We start from the raw sequence: 13951 nt of genomic DNA, 5'->3' as shown, positions 1-13951 counted from the left end.
TAACCGCCCATTTTGCGGGTCAGCAACTTGCCGCCCAGTTCCGCCTTACTATATTTTCCGGAATCAAATTCCAATAAATTAGCATCGGAGCTCAAACCATGCGTGTCCAACCGTACTGCCTCCCCGACATCGACTGCGATGTACTAATCGTCGGTTCCGGTGCAGCCGGCCTGGCAACGGCCGTGACGGCGGCATGGCATGGCCTGAAAGTGATAGTGGTGGAAAAAGACCCGGTTTTCGGCGGCGCCACAGCTTGGTCCGGTGGCTGGGCGTGGGTACCGTGCAATCCCTTGGCCCGAAGGGCCGGCATCGTTGAAGACGTTGAACAACCGCGCACCTACTTAGAACATGAACTGGGCGATCGGTATGACCCGGCGATGATCGATGCCTTCCTTGAGGCCGCACCGCGCATGGTGGCGTTCTTCGAACAACACACCTCGCTGCAATTCGCCGACGGCAACGCGATTGCCGACATTCATGGGGACACGCCGGGGGCCGGTACCGGCGGGCGTTCGGTGATCGCCGCGCCCTATGACGCGCGCAACGTCGGCAAGCTGCTCAAGCGCCTGCGCAAAACCATGCGCGAAACAGCCTTCATGGGCATGCCGATCATGGCGGGCGCAGACCTTACCGCGTTTCTCAACCTGACCCGCTCTTGGTCGGCGGCCTGGCACGTTACACGGCGTTTCACTCGCCATTTGCTAGACCTCGCCGTGCATGGTCGGGCGATGCAACTGGTCAACGGCGTGGCGCTGGTAGCGCGCCTGGCGAAATCCGCCGACGATCTTGGCGTGCTGCTGTGGGAATCGGCACCGGTTACCGAGTTGTTGCGCGAGAACAATCAGGTTCAGGGCGCCGTGGTTCGCACCGCCAAAGGTTCGATTCGCATCAAGGCTCGCAGGGCGGTGGTGCTCGCGGCCGGCGGTTTCGCCAATGATATCGAACGGCGCAAGGCCCTGTTCCCCCGCACACCGACCGGACACGAACACTTGGCACTACCGCCCCTCGGCGTGTCTGGCGATGGCCTGCGGCTGGGCGAGAGCGCCGGCGCCCGAGTCGACACCCAGCAGGTGTCGCCTGTGGCCTGGGCACCGGTTTCACGAGTGCCACACCGCGATGGCAGCAGCGGCCATTTTCCGCACATCATCGAGCGCGGCAAGCCGGGGATCATCGGTGTGCTTAGCAACGGTCAGCGCTTCGTCAACGAAGCCAATGGCTACTACGACTATGTGACGGCCATGGTCGCCTGCTCCCCGCCCGGCGAAGCAGTGGCCTCTTGGTTAATCTGCAGTCATGGCTTTCAGCGACGTTATGGCTTGGGTATTTCTCGGCCGTTTCCGGTACCGCTGTCATCCTTCATCCGCAGCGGTTATCTGAAAAGCGGCAAGACCCTGGAGGAATTGGCACTGGCCTGCGGCATCGACCCAGTTGGCTTGCGCACCACCATGTCGCACTACAACCGCCACGCGCGCAATGGCGAGGACCCGCAATTCGGCCGAGGCTCGACGCCCTACAACCGCAAACAGGGTGATGCGCTGCAGCAGCCCAACCCCTGCGTCGCGCCTATTGAACAAGGGCCGTTCTATGCCGTGAAAGTCGAACCGGGTTGTTTCGGCACTTTCGCCGGGCTCAAGGTCAATCAACACGCCCAGGTCCTCGACGACTCGGGCCGGGCCATCACCGGCCTGTATGCGGCGGGAGGTGACATGGCCAGCATCATGGGCGGCCACTACCCCGCTGGCGGTATCAACCTGGGGCCGGCGCTGACTTTCGGCTACATCGCCGCGCGCCATATCGCCGGCATCACTACTTATGAATAAGAGATCGACCGGGACGCACACTTTTATGCCCAGGGTTTGAAAGCCAACAGCGAGGCCAACCAATTGCCAATCAGCCCTGGAATAGTAAAGGTCATCGACGGCGTCACAAGCTGACTGGAAGCTCACCCACCAACGGTGGCTCTCAAGATCATTGCATGGCCGTTTATTTGCTAGAAAAAATCAGCAACCACGAGCGTTTTTTCCGTCGCAAAAGTTGACTCGTATATTGCTTCATGAGGGGCTCCACGAGCCAACCAAGCGCTAGCGTTATAGACACGTGCCTTGCTGAAAAACGATAGGTGCAACTCGTCTCCGCGCTCAAACAGTTTGAATTGCTGCTCCTCCATTTCGGCGAAAAGGTCGTCGAATAGCTCTGGGTCTCTTTTTGAGAGTGCGACAACTATATCGGCCCTGTTCAGGCCAGCTTCATTTGCTGCCCACAAGACGATACGAGTTGCCACATCCATTTTTTTGCTTGGGATGCTCGTGTCCAATGCATGTTGGACATCTGGGTAGCTGGACGCCAAGCGTGAAGGCATTGCCTTGCTAGGTGTATTTTTCATTGCAGACTCCCGATAATTTTTCTTGATCACTTCGCATACGCTCATCTGCCCCGGCGATTTCTTCTGCCTTGGAAAAGCTCATGTCGACCGGCTGATTTCCTTCGTCTGCCTGACCGGCAAGAACTCTTGCGGCGATGTAACCGAAGGTCATTCCAGGACCGAGCGTGATACCGCCGCTTGGGTAATGGCCGTTCATGATGCTGTTCATGTCATTGCCTACGGCAAATAGCCCCGGGATCGGCGCGCCGTGTTCATCTAATGCGCGGGCACAGGCATCGGTGTTCAGGCCGGCGAAGGTGCCGAGGCTGCCGGGCACCAGCTTCACCGCATAGAACGGCCCTCTGCGTAGACTGCCGAGGGACGGGTTTGGCCCATGTAAAACTTCCCCCTGTGCTCTGTTGTACAACGACTCACCACGCTGAAATAGTGGGTCGTGACCGAGTTCCGCGCCTAGGTTGAAAGCGCTAACGGTCTCTTCGAGCTGCTGCGCATCGATGCCACATTGGAGTGCCAGTTCGACCAACGTCGGGGCCTTGAACAGATAGCCCTCGCGCACATACCTGGCGGTCGGAAACGGAAAGGGTTTGGACCAGCCCAGTCCATAGCGACGTTGTGTGCGGTGATCGCAGATCAGCCAGGACACAGGGCATTCTCCAGGTTCCGTGGCCTCAAACAGCGCGCACATGAAATCGTGGTAGGAGTCGGCCTCGTTGACAAAGCGTTGGCCATTTTGGCGCACGGCGATGAATCCGGGTTTGGCTCGTTCCATCAGGTGCGCAAAACCGCTGAAACCGCCATCTTCACGCGGCACTCTGGACACCGGTGCCCACGCTGCAGCATGGGTCAAGTCGGATGCCACGCACGCCCCGACGCTTTCGCCAAGGCGCAAGCCATCGCCGGTATTGCCTTTGGGCGCTGCGCTCAAATGTTCGGTGCCGTTGGGGGCATGCCCGAACAGGCGGGCGATGCGCTGCTGGTCGTGGGGGAAACCACCGCAAGCGAGCACCACGCCTCGTCGAGTGCGGATCTCGATCAGGCGCCCGGCAGATTCGACACGAGCTCCGAACACGCGCTCACCGTCACGCAGCAGTTCGCGCACGGGCGTGTCGGTCAGCAGGCGAACTTTACGATCCAGCGCGCTTTTCAGCAGGCGGGCAACCAGTGCGTTGCCGTTCACCAGGTGCATGCCCCGGCCATGAAACAGCAGGTCGCGGGCATGGCGCAACAGTCGCTTGCCGGCGTAGAGCAATGAGGACGGCGACTGGCGGGCGTTGAGAAAATGATTGAGGTCGGCACCGCCGGCGATGCCCATTCCCGCAAGGCTGATGATGTCGAGCGGGGGGCGGAGTTTGTTGATCCAAGGGCCCAGGCGACGACCGTCAAATGGTTGCGCACAGACCGAGCGGCCACCTTTTACATGGCCTTCGCCGGCGTGAAAATCAGGCATTTTGCTGCCGGAGAAAAACTGCACCTCGGTATGGCGTTGAAAAAAGTCGATCATCCTCGGCCCTTGTTCCAGGAACGTTTCTACGCGCGGGTCGAGCACTTCGCTGCGTAGTTCATGACGCAGGTAAATCCTCGACTGTTCCAGGTCTTCGACGATACCGTCGGCGATGGCCAATGGGTTGCGCGGAATCCACAGCCAACCGCCGGACCAAGCGCTGGTGCCGCCTAGCTGCGGCTCCTTCTCCACAACGATGACGTCGAGGTTCAATTGCGCAGCAGTCACCGCCGCTGCCAGGCCAGAGGCACCAGAGCCGACGACCAGAACATCACAAAGCAGGGGATCGCTGATGTACATAAGAATTACCGCGAGAGGGAATGAGGTTGGCCGCTCCCGATCAGAAGCAGCGCAACGCGGCGGAAGTGCTATTTGAGCGGGGAAAAGTCGGTCGGACGCAGCAGTCGTGAATCCAGCGTCACCACGGCGTCCAGTTCCTTGTTCTGCCGCGCGAAGTCCTGCCAGCGTGGATCGGCCGCCATGGCATTGCGGCGTGTCATGCGGTCGTCAAGGCTGGCGTAGCCCCAGATGTGCACCACTTGATTGACTTCACCTATTTCGGTGGTGAAGAAGCCAACCAGGTTGCCCAAGTGTTCTTGCTGCACGGCCAATGCGGCGCTTTTGTACAGGGCCAGCCAGTCGCCGAGCTTGGTTGGTTTAATCGTGTAGGTGCGCAGTTCGTAGTACATGGTGTTCTCCAGTGCGGGATGGTTGTGCAGTGCTGTGTTCGAGCCGGCGAGCGATATCGCTGGCGGCGAGATAACCGAAAGTGATGCCTGGGCCAAGGGTGATTCCGGGACCAGGATAGGTACCGTCCATGATTGAATTCATTTCATTGCCAGCAGCGTAGAGGCCGGGGATCGGCGCTGCGCTGCGATTCAGCACGTTGGCCTGGCCATTGGTGACCAGGCCTCGGGCTGAACCGAGATCGCCGGTAAATAAACGCACCGCGTAGAACGGCGCCTTGCGCAGGGGTTTCAGGCATGGATTGGGTTGATGCAGTGGATCACCCATGTAGCGGTTGTAGGCCGTACTTCCCTTGCCGAACTGTTGGTCGACGCCTCGTTCGGCATCGTCGTTGTATTGCGCCAGGGTTTGCTCCAGAGAATGCGCATCCAGTCCGGCCATGCGTGCCAGGTCGGCGAGGCTGTCGGCACGTAACAGATAACCGGCGTCGATCAGTGCGCTGTTGTCGACGGGTCGCGGACGCGCCAAACCCATGCCGTAGTTGTTCAGTGCTTCGCTGTCACAGATCAGCCAGCAGGGAGCATTGGCGCCGCCTTCGGCGAACATGGCTTCGACGAAACAGTGATAGGAATTGGCTTCATTGACGAAACGCCGCCCGGCACGGTTGACTGCGATGACACCGGGTTTAGCGCGGTCGGTGACCAGATGCGGAAAGCGTTCCACACTGCCGTCGGTCTTGTGCAGCACCGAAACCGGGGCCCAGAAGAAATTCGCCGACAGGTTGTCGCCAATTGCCGCGTCGACCGAGCCGGCCAAGCGTTGCCCATCACCGACGTTGGCAGGCGGTGACATGCTCCAATGCTCCGAATCAGTGGAAGGCCGGTGTTCTGCGGCTTGTGCCCCAGCGGCAAACCCCCCCATGGCCAGCACCACACCGCCACGAGCGAACACGGAACGGGGCACTCCGCCCATGGAAATCTGCACACCTTTTACCGAGCCCTGCTCGACGATCAGCGCCTCGGCCGTCGCTTGCAGCCATAGATCGACGCCGTTGGCCATAGCGCTGGTGGCCAGGCGCGCGATCAAGGCATTGCCCACGGTCAGGCGGGTGCCGCGTGGGTGGCTGAGGCGGTCGACGGCGTAGCGTCCGATCAGTTTAAGGCAGTGCCAGAGGGATTTCGGCGAACGCTTGATGCTGAGGAAGTGCTGGATGTCGACACGATTGACCATCATGCCGCCGAAAAGCAGCATGCCATCCGGGGGGCGCTTGAGGTCTTTGAAATGCTCGCCGAGGCGACGACCGTCGTACTCGTCGATTTCCAGCGCTCGACCTGTTTGCGTGCCACCCGGCAAGTCCGGGTAGTAGTCAGGCGACAACGGTCGCAGGCTGTACTTGAGTTCGCTGTGGGTTTCCAGGTACCGCAGGGCTTCGCGACCTTGCTCGATGAAGGCATCGATCAATTGCGGGTTGTAGCCGTTACCGATCACCTCTTGCAGGTAAATGCGCATCTGTTCGGCGGGCAGGTGATGCCCGGCAGCACGGGCCTGGTCGGTATCGTGCAGCCACACCGCACCACCGGAAATCGCCGACGTACCGCCGAAGGCCTCAGTCTTTTCCACCAATAGAACTTTAAGGCCGCGGCAACTGGCAGTCACCGCTGCAGCGAATCCGGCTGCGCCGCTGCCCAGGACGATCACATCATAAGTCAGCTCGGCATTGGCAGAATGCAGGAAAGTCGTAGTGTTCATTGTTATCGCCTGTCAAGGACGCGCCGGAGGGTCAGATCTCCAGCGGCGTCACACCCATGAAGTGACCGAGGTTGCCCAACTGCGCCAATGCCATTTCCGGTCCGGTCTGAATCGGGCAGCCCAGTCTTCGGGCCAAGGCGAGAAAAGGTGTCACCGCGGGTGATGTCACGACATCGGCCACAAGGGTTTTAGCGTTAAGGGTTTGCATCAGCGCGGTCGGCAACGGCATCGGGCCGTCATCACTGGTTGCACTCATGCCGACTGGCGAGGCGTTGACGACAAGGTCGAAGTGATTAAGTGAGTCCGGTCCTGCGCTGATCGTAATTTCCGGGAAAGCGTTGCGCAGAAGGTCGCCGAGCACCTCGACGCGCTCCTGGCTGATGTCGCTGATGGCCAAGTGGCTGATCCCGGCCTGGCACAACGAATACGCAATCGCGCTGCCTACGCCGCCGGTGCCGATCACCAGAACCTGTGTGTTCGCGGGGCTGAAACCGTGTTTGCGCGTAGCGTTGAGAAAACCCTCGCCGTCAACGATATCGCCCACCAGTCGACCGTCGGCTTCGCGGCGTATCACATTGACCGAGCGTAGTGCCGCCGAGCGTGCACTGACGCTATCCAGGCAGGTAGCCAACAGTTGTTTGTAAGGGACGGTGACCACACATCCGCGCAAGTTTTGCCAGCCGCGCAGAGTCTGGACGAAGTCATCCAGGGCGTTCTGTGCAAGGTCAATGGCGAGCATGGAGACGTTCTGCTGGTGGTCGGCGAACCAGCGATTGAAGTTTTCCGGCGATTTCACCTGGGCTACAGGCGAGCCGACGATGGCGACTAGTTCAGTCGAACCCTGAATCATGAGAGATACCCGCTTATTGGCTTTGTTGTAAGGCCGATACTGCAAGCGGTGAACGCGGCGAACAATCGAGCTTGTGCACGATTCGGTTGATAATCGCATCGCCAGTGCGATAATCGCAGTCTGTGTGCGATAAAGAGTCCAGGTGATGAAGCAACCTACGATCCACCCGCGGGATTTGATCGTCGGCCTGCAAAAAGGCTTGGCGCTGTTGCAGTTGTTTTCCCAGGAGCATCCGCGCCTGAGCGTGCCGGAAGTGGCGCGAATGGCCGATATGACCCAGAGCGCCGCCCGGCGTTTTCTGCTGACCCTGGTGCATGACGACTTTGCGCAGACCGACGGCCGCCATTACTGGCTGACCGCCAAGACCTTGCGTATCGGCCAGGCTTATGTCGATTCCGCGGTGCTGCCGCGCATGCTGAGGCCCATCGTCGAACAGGTGGCACGAACCACCCAGGAGCATGTATCGGTAGGTGTTCGCGACGGTGATGACATTGTGCATGTGGTGCGTAGTCGCTATAGCCACATCACCTCGATGTCGATCCGACCTGGTTCACGTGTGCCGATGTATTGCACCGGCAGTGGACGGTTGTGGTTGGCGAGTTTTTCGCAGGAGGCGCTTTGCACCTACTTCAAACGCAACCCGCCCCGGGCCATTACGCCATATACGCTCACCGACGAAGCACTGATCTGCCGCGAAATCGTCTTGGCGGGCGAGCGTGGTTACGTGATGGTGGATCAGGAATATGAAGTGGGCATGCGGGTGTTGAGCGTGCCTCTGATTGATTGGAAAGGGCAATTACAGGCAACGCTGACGCTGACTACTCACGCATCGCGCATGACTGTTGAGGACATGCGCGAGCGGTATCTGTCGACGCTGTACGAAGGGCAGGCGCTGCTGCGGCCGATCATGACGCGTTGAATCTCAAGGGCTGGTGGTCAGGCTTGCATGGGAGACTCACTGAGGCGGTTCGGCGACGCTTTTAGAGGTGGCAGCCATTGCGCAAATCACTCCGAGCAATTAAATGGTGAAAGTCCGCTTTTGGCCGATTCTGTTGAAAAAATCGGATTTTCAGATCGCCTGAACTCAGGCGCGACCACCACAGGAGAAAATGGTGGCCCTTGAGATGAAAATCTGGCCAGCCGTCGCAGGTTCTGCACTGCGATTTCCCTGTTTCAGCACGCGGGCATGGGGCTCGCTCTGTGTGGTTTGCTGAGCATCATCTCCATCGTTGATGGGACAGTAACGGCTCGACGGGTTACAGCGCATTGGTGAATCAACTCGACTACCGCGCCGTCCTGTCGATCCTGTTCCAGGTATACCCCAATACACGGTTAGGCTACTGGGTATGGAATTCACTGCTGAAACAATATCCAGTTTCTTCAGTCGCGCCATTGTCATTATTGGTGCCCGTCTTCGGCCTGCTCGGTTCAGTCATGATTTTCCAACCGTTTGCATTCAGAGCCACGTACGGAGCATGTCCTTGTGCGATCGCTCTGAAAACAAGAAAAGAGCCCAGTTACGCTACGAAATGCTAGTTGACGCAGTCGATAATCGCCAAAATCAGCCGAGGAGGCTGTTGGCTTTGCTTGAATCGTTGGGGTTGGCGGCTGGGGGAATGGCGTCGCAGCCGCCAGATGGGCATGCTAGACGAATGATTGGCCGGCAAAGCCACGGGGCAGGCGTTGTCGCCCTTTCATGGTGGTGAGTCGCTCGGTCCACGCTGCCCGCCAGTCATTAGCCGCGTGGGTGATCTTTGCTTTGCGAGCCGTGCGTCTTGCCAAATTGCGCTGGTTTTTGCGTGCGTCCTTGAACGCGTCGGTGTTGCGGCAGCTTCTGCATTTCACGCGGGCCAGTTCAGTGGTCGAGGTGAGTTGGTTGCCATTGTGACCGCAGGCCAAATGCCCGCCTACTTTGAAGTGAGTAACCATCAGACGTCTCCTTAGTGACGTGTATCCGTTTGACCTCTGGCTACTCACAACGTTCGTCGAGCTTCTCGAAGGACGCGTCGACGAATAGAACCACATTACTGTTGCATTTTCCCCCGGCACTCAGCCGCTGGCTATGGCACTGAGTGCCTGTCCCGTCCGAAAAAGATCATCTTGCGGTAAGTCATTTCCAACTTCTTTCCAGGCCAACCATCGGTCGACTTTTCTGTGCGCCACTTGAACCTACGTGAAAAGAGGTCTAATTATTATGCGTGGGAAAAAATCCCACGCACTGAATGCCAAAAAAAACTTACTACGATTTCTGACTTGATTTGGCGTTTCTCGCGGTAATGACCAGGAGACGAAAAATGCAGATTCATAGGCTGTTCAACAAGGCACTATTGGCGATGGCCATAGGTGGTGTGCTGTCGGCGTCCATTGTTTTGGTGCCGGATACGATCTTTCATGGTTCCAGTGCTTACGCCAAAGAAGGTGGCGGACATGGCGGTGGAGGCGGAAGTGGTGGGCACGGCGGAAATGGCGGTAGTGGCAGCGGTAGCGGAGGAGGAGGCGGCAGCGGCAGTGGTGGCGGTGGTGGCGGTGGCCACGGTGGAAACGGCGGTGGAAACGGCGGCGGAAGCGGAGGTGGAGGCGGTCATGGTGGAAGCAGCGGTGGTGGCAGTGGTAGTGGTGGTCATGCTGGCAACGGCGGTGGTAGCAGTGGCAGCAGCCATGGCGATGCAGGCCAGGGCAACGCCGGGAATTCGAATTCTGGCCGCAGCAGCAACCATGCTGAGGCTGGCGATGATCACGGCAATCACGTTGGTGGTGAGCCTGGTGATGATCATGGCAATCATGTTGGCGCAGAGCCCGGGGACGATCATGGCAATCATGTTGGCGGCGAGCCTGGCGACGACAATGGAAATCACGTTGGGGGTGAGCCTGGCGATAATCGTGGCAACCCTGTGGGTGGCGAACAGGGTGATGACCGCGGCATTCATGTCGGCGGCGAAGCAGGGGATGACACCAGCAGGAGCTGATTTACTCTGATGGGATCTCATACAAAACCTTCGGAGAGAGTTTTGTATGAGATTTGGTCCATCCCGTTATTGCCCCCCGTAACGCATGTGCAGTGAGCGCTTGCAGCTATCCCTTATTCCTGGACAAAGTGCGTAACAGCTCATATGGGAATTTTTTCCACGTCGTTATACTGGGTTTATCTGTCAAGGAATGTGCTGTATGCAATCGCCCACCTTACCTCCCTCTCTGTTAGGAGCCCTGCGGCGGGTCATGCGCCCGCTGGTGCGCCTGATGCTGCGCAAAGGGGTCACCTATACGGTATTCGCCGATTTGCTCAAAGAGGTGTTTGTCGATGTGGCTGATCGTGAGTTTCGCTTGGATGACAAAGTTTCGAGCGACAGCCGCATCAGCCTGCTCACGGGGGTTCATCGCAAGGATGTGCGCCGGCTGCGAAACGAGAGCGAGACGTCAATCGCTGCGCTGCCGGAGAACATTACTTTAAGCGCGCAATTGGTCAACGCCTGGACCAACAGTCGGCCTTTCTGCACGGATGCTGGCCAGGCGTTACCTCTGCCGCGACTGGCCAGTGTCGGCGGTGAGTGCTCCTTTGATGCCCTGATGGCGAAGGTCAGTACGGACATCCGCGCGCGGGTGGTGCTCGATGAATGGTTGCGCCTCGGCGTCGTACGTCTCGATGAACGTGACCGTGTACACCTTGAAGCCCAGGCGTTCTTGCCGCAGAAGGGCTTCGACGAGAAAGCTGCTTACCTTGGCCACAACCTGCACGATCACGCCAGTGCAGCGGTGCATAACCTGAGCGGGGAAGGCCTGCCTTTCTTCGAGCGCAGCGTGCACTACGACGCCCTGGCCGCGGTCAGTGTCGACACTTTGCGCGAGGCTGTTGCCAGGGAGGGAATGCAAACCCTGCTCAATTTCAGCCGGCTTGCCGCAGACCTCGAAAATCTTGATTCGCCAGGTATCGAGCAACGTCAACGCATCACAATCGGACTCTATTTCTACACTGAGCCCACCGATCCCGTTTCGTCGATGACGCCTGCCCCATGATCTCCCTCAAGCGCTGCTTCAGTATTGTCACTCTTGTCCTGGGTTTTGGACTGAACCTGGTGACTCCCGCACGGGTCGACGCAGCACCGGCATGTGTTAGCCGCGAGGAAGTGGGAATGTCGGGCGCATCGGGCTTGCAGTTTCCGGGTGGCATTGGCGGTACCGGGGCAAAGACAGGCGGTGTGGGCGGCACAGGCATCCACGCCGAAAGCGGTGGCGTCGGCGGCACCGGTGCGCCGCTGCAACAGCGTCCCGGAGGCACCGGTGGTACGGGCGCGGTGGCTGCCGGCGTGGATGGCACCATCATCAATCGTGGTCACGGCGGGGTGGGTGGCACGGGTGCACCGATCCTGGATCCGGGAGGTGTTGGCGGCACTGGAATCGTTGGCACCATCACTGGGTTCGCTTCGATTTGCGTCAATGGAATGGAAGTACACTTCGGCAAAGACGTACCGGTGAGCGAAAACGGCGTCGCCGCGAGTAGCGCTCATCTGGCGATAGGACAGGTTGTTGCGGTGGAAGCATTCGCCACCAAACAAGGCCTGCGAGCCGGACGTATCTCGATCCTGAACGTCTATGAAGGGCCGCTGACGGCATTACCCACTGCTTCGGCGCCGCTGCGGGTCATGGGGCAACCCGTGCGTCTTGCCGTGGGGGCTCGGGTTGCTGAAGGGCTACGCACGGGTGAACCGGTCAGAGTCAGCGGTCTACGAGATGCCAATGGTGAAGTATTCGCTAGTCGCATCGAACGGGCGCCTACCCTCAGGGAAGCTAGTGCCATCGGCTCGATAGATCCTGCCGGCAGCCTCCAGGGGCTGAAACTGGGAAGTCGCGTGGCACCGGGGCAGGAAGTGCTGGTGCGTGGCCAATGGTCCGGTCACCAGTTGGAGGTCGCTCAAAGCAGTCTTGACCCGAGTCTGCCTTTTGCCGGCCGTGTGCATGAGGCCGTGATCGAAGGTCTGGTACAAAGCCGACGGGACCGACACCTGGTGGTCGCAGGCTTGAATGTGACACTGGGGCACGACACAGTGTTTGTAGGGGAGCAGCCCACCACATTGGTACTGGATCGACGCGTTCGGGTGAGCGGCGTGTTTAGTGGTACGCGTGAAATACGGGCAACACGTGTCGAGTTCCATAGCGAACGCGCCGATACCTCGGGCAGGGGCCATGGGGGACGTGACAACCGAACGGGCGCCGACACGGAACAGAGTGCCGATGACTCGGGCAACCCCAACAACAGCAGCGGTAACGGTGGGCGCGATTTAAGCCCGCGAAGTGAAAGTAGTGAAGGCAGTGAGGGCGGCAGCGGTGGAAGCCACGCGGACGACCGCAACAACAGCGGCAAATCCGAGACCGTGGACAAGTCTGGAAAATCAGAGCATGTCGAGAAAATGGAGCAACCCGAGAAGGAGTACAACAGTGGACGGCCTGAAAAGATAGAGAAGATAGAGAAGGTTGAAAAAGTCGAGAAGGTAGAGCGACCCGAAAAGGTAGAAAAAGTTGAGAAAGTGGAGCGGCCAGAAAAGGTCGAAAAAGCTGAGAAAGTAGAGCGACCAGAGAAAATCGAGAAGGTAGAGCGTCCCGAAAAGGTAGAAAAAGTTGAGAAAGTGGAGCGGCCAGAAAAGGTCGAAAAAATTGAGAAGGTAGAGGGACCAGAGAAAGTCGAACTACCTGAAAAGGTCGAAAAAGTAGAGAAAGTAGAGAAAGTAGAGAAAGTAGAGAAAGTAGAGAAAGTGGATCGATCTGGCCGTTCGGCATAAGCGCTGCGGCAATTCTACAAACGGTGAATAAGCAACTAGGCTGGGTATGTTCGATAACACTTCTCAACGGGATTTTGAGGTGACGATGAGACCCATGCTGCCTCTTTTTGCCAGCCTGCTGGCAAGCTTTACCGTGCAGGCTTCGGGCGATACCTTCAGCACCGCCATCGGCATGGACTATTCAAGCGGTGACTATGGCACCGGTACCACTTCGGAAATCTGGTATGTCCCCGTTGTAGGAAAGTATGAAACGGGCCCTATGACCTACAAGGTTACCGTGCCCTGGTTGCGCATCACTAACCCCGAAGTCGGCCCGAACGGCGACCCGTTGCCCGGTGGTTGCAGGGATGTGGAGAGTGGCTTGGGCGATACTGTCACCAGCGCAGATTATGCGTTGCTCGATGGCAGTGAGGGGGGCGTGTTGCTGGATCTGATCGGCAAGGTCAAGTTTCCCACCGCAGATGAAGATCAGTGCCTGGGCACCGGCGAATTCGACTATACCGCTCAGGTTGACATCGCCAAGGCCTTCGGCTCGGTGACCGGCTTCGCGACCCTGGGATGGAAAAAGTTTGGCGACCTACCCGATAGCAATTTCGACGACCCGATATTTGCCAGCCTCGGCTTCGCCATGCCCGTGGCTGTGCGCACCACGGCGGGCGCCTCCTACGACTGGAGGCAGAAAGTCGTCTCCACCGGTTCGCAAATTCAGGAACTCACCCTGTTCGTCACGCATAAGCTCAGCCACGAATGGAAGATTCAACTGTACGTGGTCAAAGGCTTTTCTGACGCAAGCCCGGATGCAGAGGGCGGGCTGGTGCTTTATCACATGTTCTAATGGCGATGCGTTGCCCCTGACTTACCAAGCGCCGCAGACTGACTGCTTTTAGCCGATTACGAGTTGTTTCCTGGATGTGCATTCCAATGACCGCGTCTGGCCGATTCTGTTGAAAAAGTCGAATTTTCAAATGGCCTGAACTCAGGCACGACCACCACTGGAGAACCTACTCACC

The 13951-nt window shown here is 58.6% G+C and carries 12 protein-coding genes and 1 pseudogene; 7 read left to right on the top strand and 6 right to left on the bottom strand.

Going from position 1 to position 13951, the window contains the following annotated elements:
- Positions 1-98 precede the first annotated feature (98 nt).
- Complete coding sequence (locus AAEZ09_RS24405; RefSeq protein ID WP_350601120.1) at positions 99-1820, top strand: FAD-dependent oxidoreductase; 1722 nt, start codon at positions 99-101, stop codon at positions 1818-1820.
- Positions 1821-1990: 170 nt separating this feature from the next.
- Here AAEZ09_RS24405 and AAEZ09_RS24400 read toward each other — a convergent pair whose 3' ends face one another.
- The 5 genes from AAEZ09_RS24400 to AAEZ09_RS24380 all read right to left on the bottom strand — a co-directional run bounded on the left by AAEZ09_RS24400 (position 1991) and on the right by AAEZ09_RS24380 (position 7170).
- The gene (locus AAEZ09_RS24400) at positions 1991-2383 is read right to left on the bottom strand and encodes a hypothetical protein (RefSeq protein WP_045057868.1); all 393 of its coding nucleotides are present in this window, start codon (positions 2381-2383) and stop codon (positions 1991-1993) included.
- Positions 2367-4184 carry an FAD-dependent oxidoreductase gene (locus AAEZ09_RS24395; RefSeq protein WP_350601118.1) on the bottom strand — a complete coding sequence of 606 codons (1818 nt, stop codon included), beginning with the start codon at positions 4182-4184 and terminating at the stop codon, positions 2367-2369. The genes AAEZ09_RS24400 and AAEZ09_RS24395 overlap by 17 nt, the downstream gene beginning before the upstream one ends.
- Before the next feature lie 68 nt (positions 4185-4252).
- Complete coding sequence (locus tag AAEZ09_RS24390; RefSeq protein WP_045057867.1) at positions 4253-4573, bottom strand: NIPSNAP family protein; 321 nt, start codon at positions 4571-4573, stop codon at positions 4253-4255.
- On the bottom strand, positions 4542-6320 hold the full coding sequence (locus tag AAEZ09_RS24385) for an FAD-dependent oxidoreductase (protein ID WP_350601117.1): 1779 nt from the start codon (positions 6318-6320) through the stop codon (positions 4542-4544). The genes AAEZ09_RS24390 and AAEZ09_RS24385 overlap by 32 nt, the downstream gene beginning before the upstream one ends.
- A 31-nt stretch (positions 6321-6351) precedes the next feature.
- Positions 6352-7170 (bottom strand): shikimate dehydrogenase family protein, encoded by an 819-nt coding sequence (locus AAEZ09_RS24380; RefSeq protein WP_350601115.1) that lies wholly within the window; start codon positions 7168-7170, stop codon positions 6352-6354.
- 145 nt (positions 7171-7315) lie between these two features.
- On the opposite strand from AAEZ09_RS24380, the gene AAEZ09_RS24375 reads away from it, so the two are divergent.
- On the top strand, positions 7316-8089 hold the full coding sequence (locus AAEZ09_RS24375) for an IclR family transcriptional regulator domain-containing protein (protein ID WP_350601114.1): 774 nt from the start codon (positions 7316-7318) through the stop codon (positions 8087-8089).
- A gap of 323 nt (positions 8090-8412) precedes the next feature.
- Positions 8413-8613: pseudogene (locus tag AAEZ09_RS24370) on the top strand (EamA family transporter); the annotation flags it as partial.
- A 201-nt stretch (positions 8614-8814) separates the two neighbouring features.
- Here AAEZ09_RS24370 and AAEZ09_RS24365 read toward each other — a convergent pair.
- Positions 8815-9099, bottom strand: a complete 285-nt coding sequence (locus tag AAEZ09_RS24365) for a hypothetical protein (RefSeq protein WP_350601112.1) — start codon at positions 9097-9099, stop codon at positions 8815-8817.
- Between the two features lie 365 nt (positions 9100-9464).
- On the opposite strand from AAEZ09_RS24365, the gene AAEZ09_RS24360 reads away from it, so the two are divergent.
- The 4 genes from AAEZ09_RS24360 to AAEZ09_RS24345 all read left to right on the top strand — a co-directional run bounded on the left by AAEZ09_RS24360 (position 9465) and on the right by AAEZ09_RS24345 (position 13776).
- Positions 9465-10136 (top strand): hypothetical protein, encoded by a 672-nt coding sequence (locus tag AAEZ09_RS24360; RefSeq protein WP_350601110.1) that lies wholly within the window; start codon positions 9465-9467, stop codon positions 10134-10136.
- A 199-nt stretch (positions 10137-10335) separates the two neighbouring features.
- Positions 10336-11181, top strand: a complete 846-nt coding sequence (locus AAEZ09_RS24355) for a DUF6502 family protein (protein WP_045057862.1) — start codon at positions 10336-10338, stop codon at positions 11179-11181.
- Positions 11178-12941 carry a DUF5666 domain-containing protein gene (locus AAEZ09_RS24350; protein WP_350601109.1) on the top strand — a complete coding sequence of 588 codons (1764 nt, stop codon included), beginning with the start codon at positions 11178-11180 and terminating at the stop codon, positions 12939-12941. The genes AAEZ09_RS24355 and AAEZ09_RS24350 overlap by 4 nt, the downstream gene beginning before the upstream one ends.
- 85 nt (positions 12942-13026) lie before the next feature.
- Positions 13027-13776, top strand: a complete 750-nt coding sequence (locus AAEZ09_RS24345) for a hypothetical protein (protein WP_502947596.1) — start codon at positions 13027-13029, stop codon at positions 13774-13776.
- The last annotated feature ends 175 nt before the right edge of the window (positions 13777-13951 follow it).

This window comes from Pseudomonas sp. 65/3-MNA-CIBAN-0223, from assembly GCF_040310425.1.
Classification (GTDB): Bacteria; Pseudomonadota; Gammaproteobacteria; order Pseudomonadales; family Pseudomonadaceae; genus Aquipseudomonas; species Aquipseudomonas gregormendelii.
This window is presented reverse-complemented; position numbering and strand designations above follow the sequence as displayed.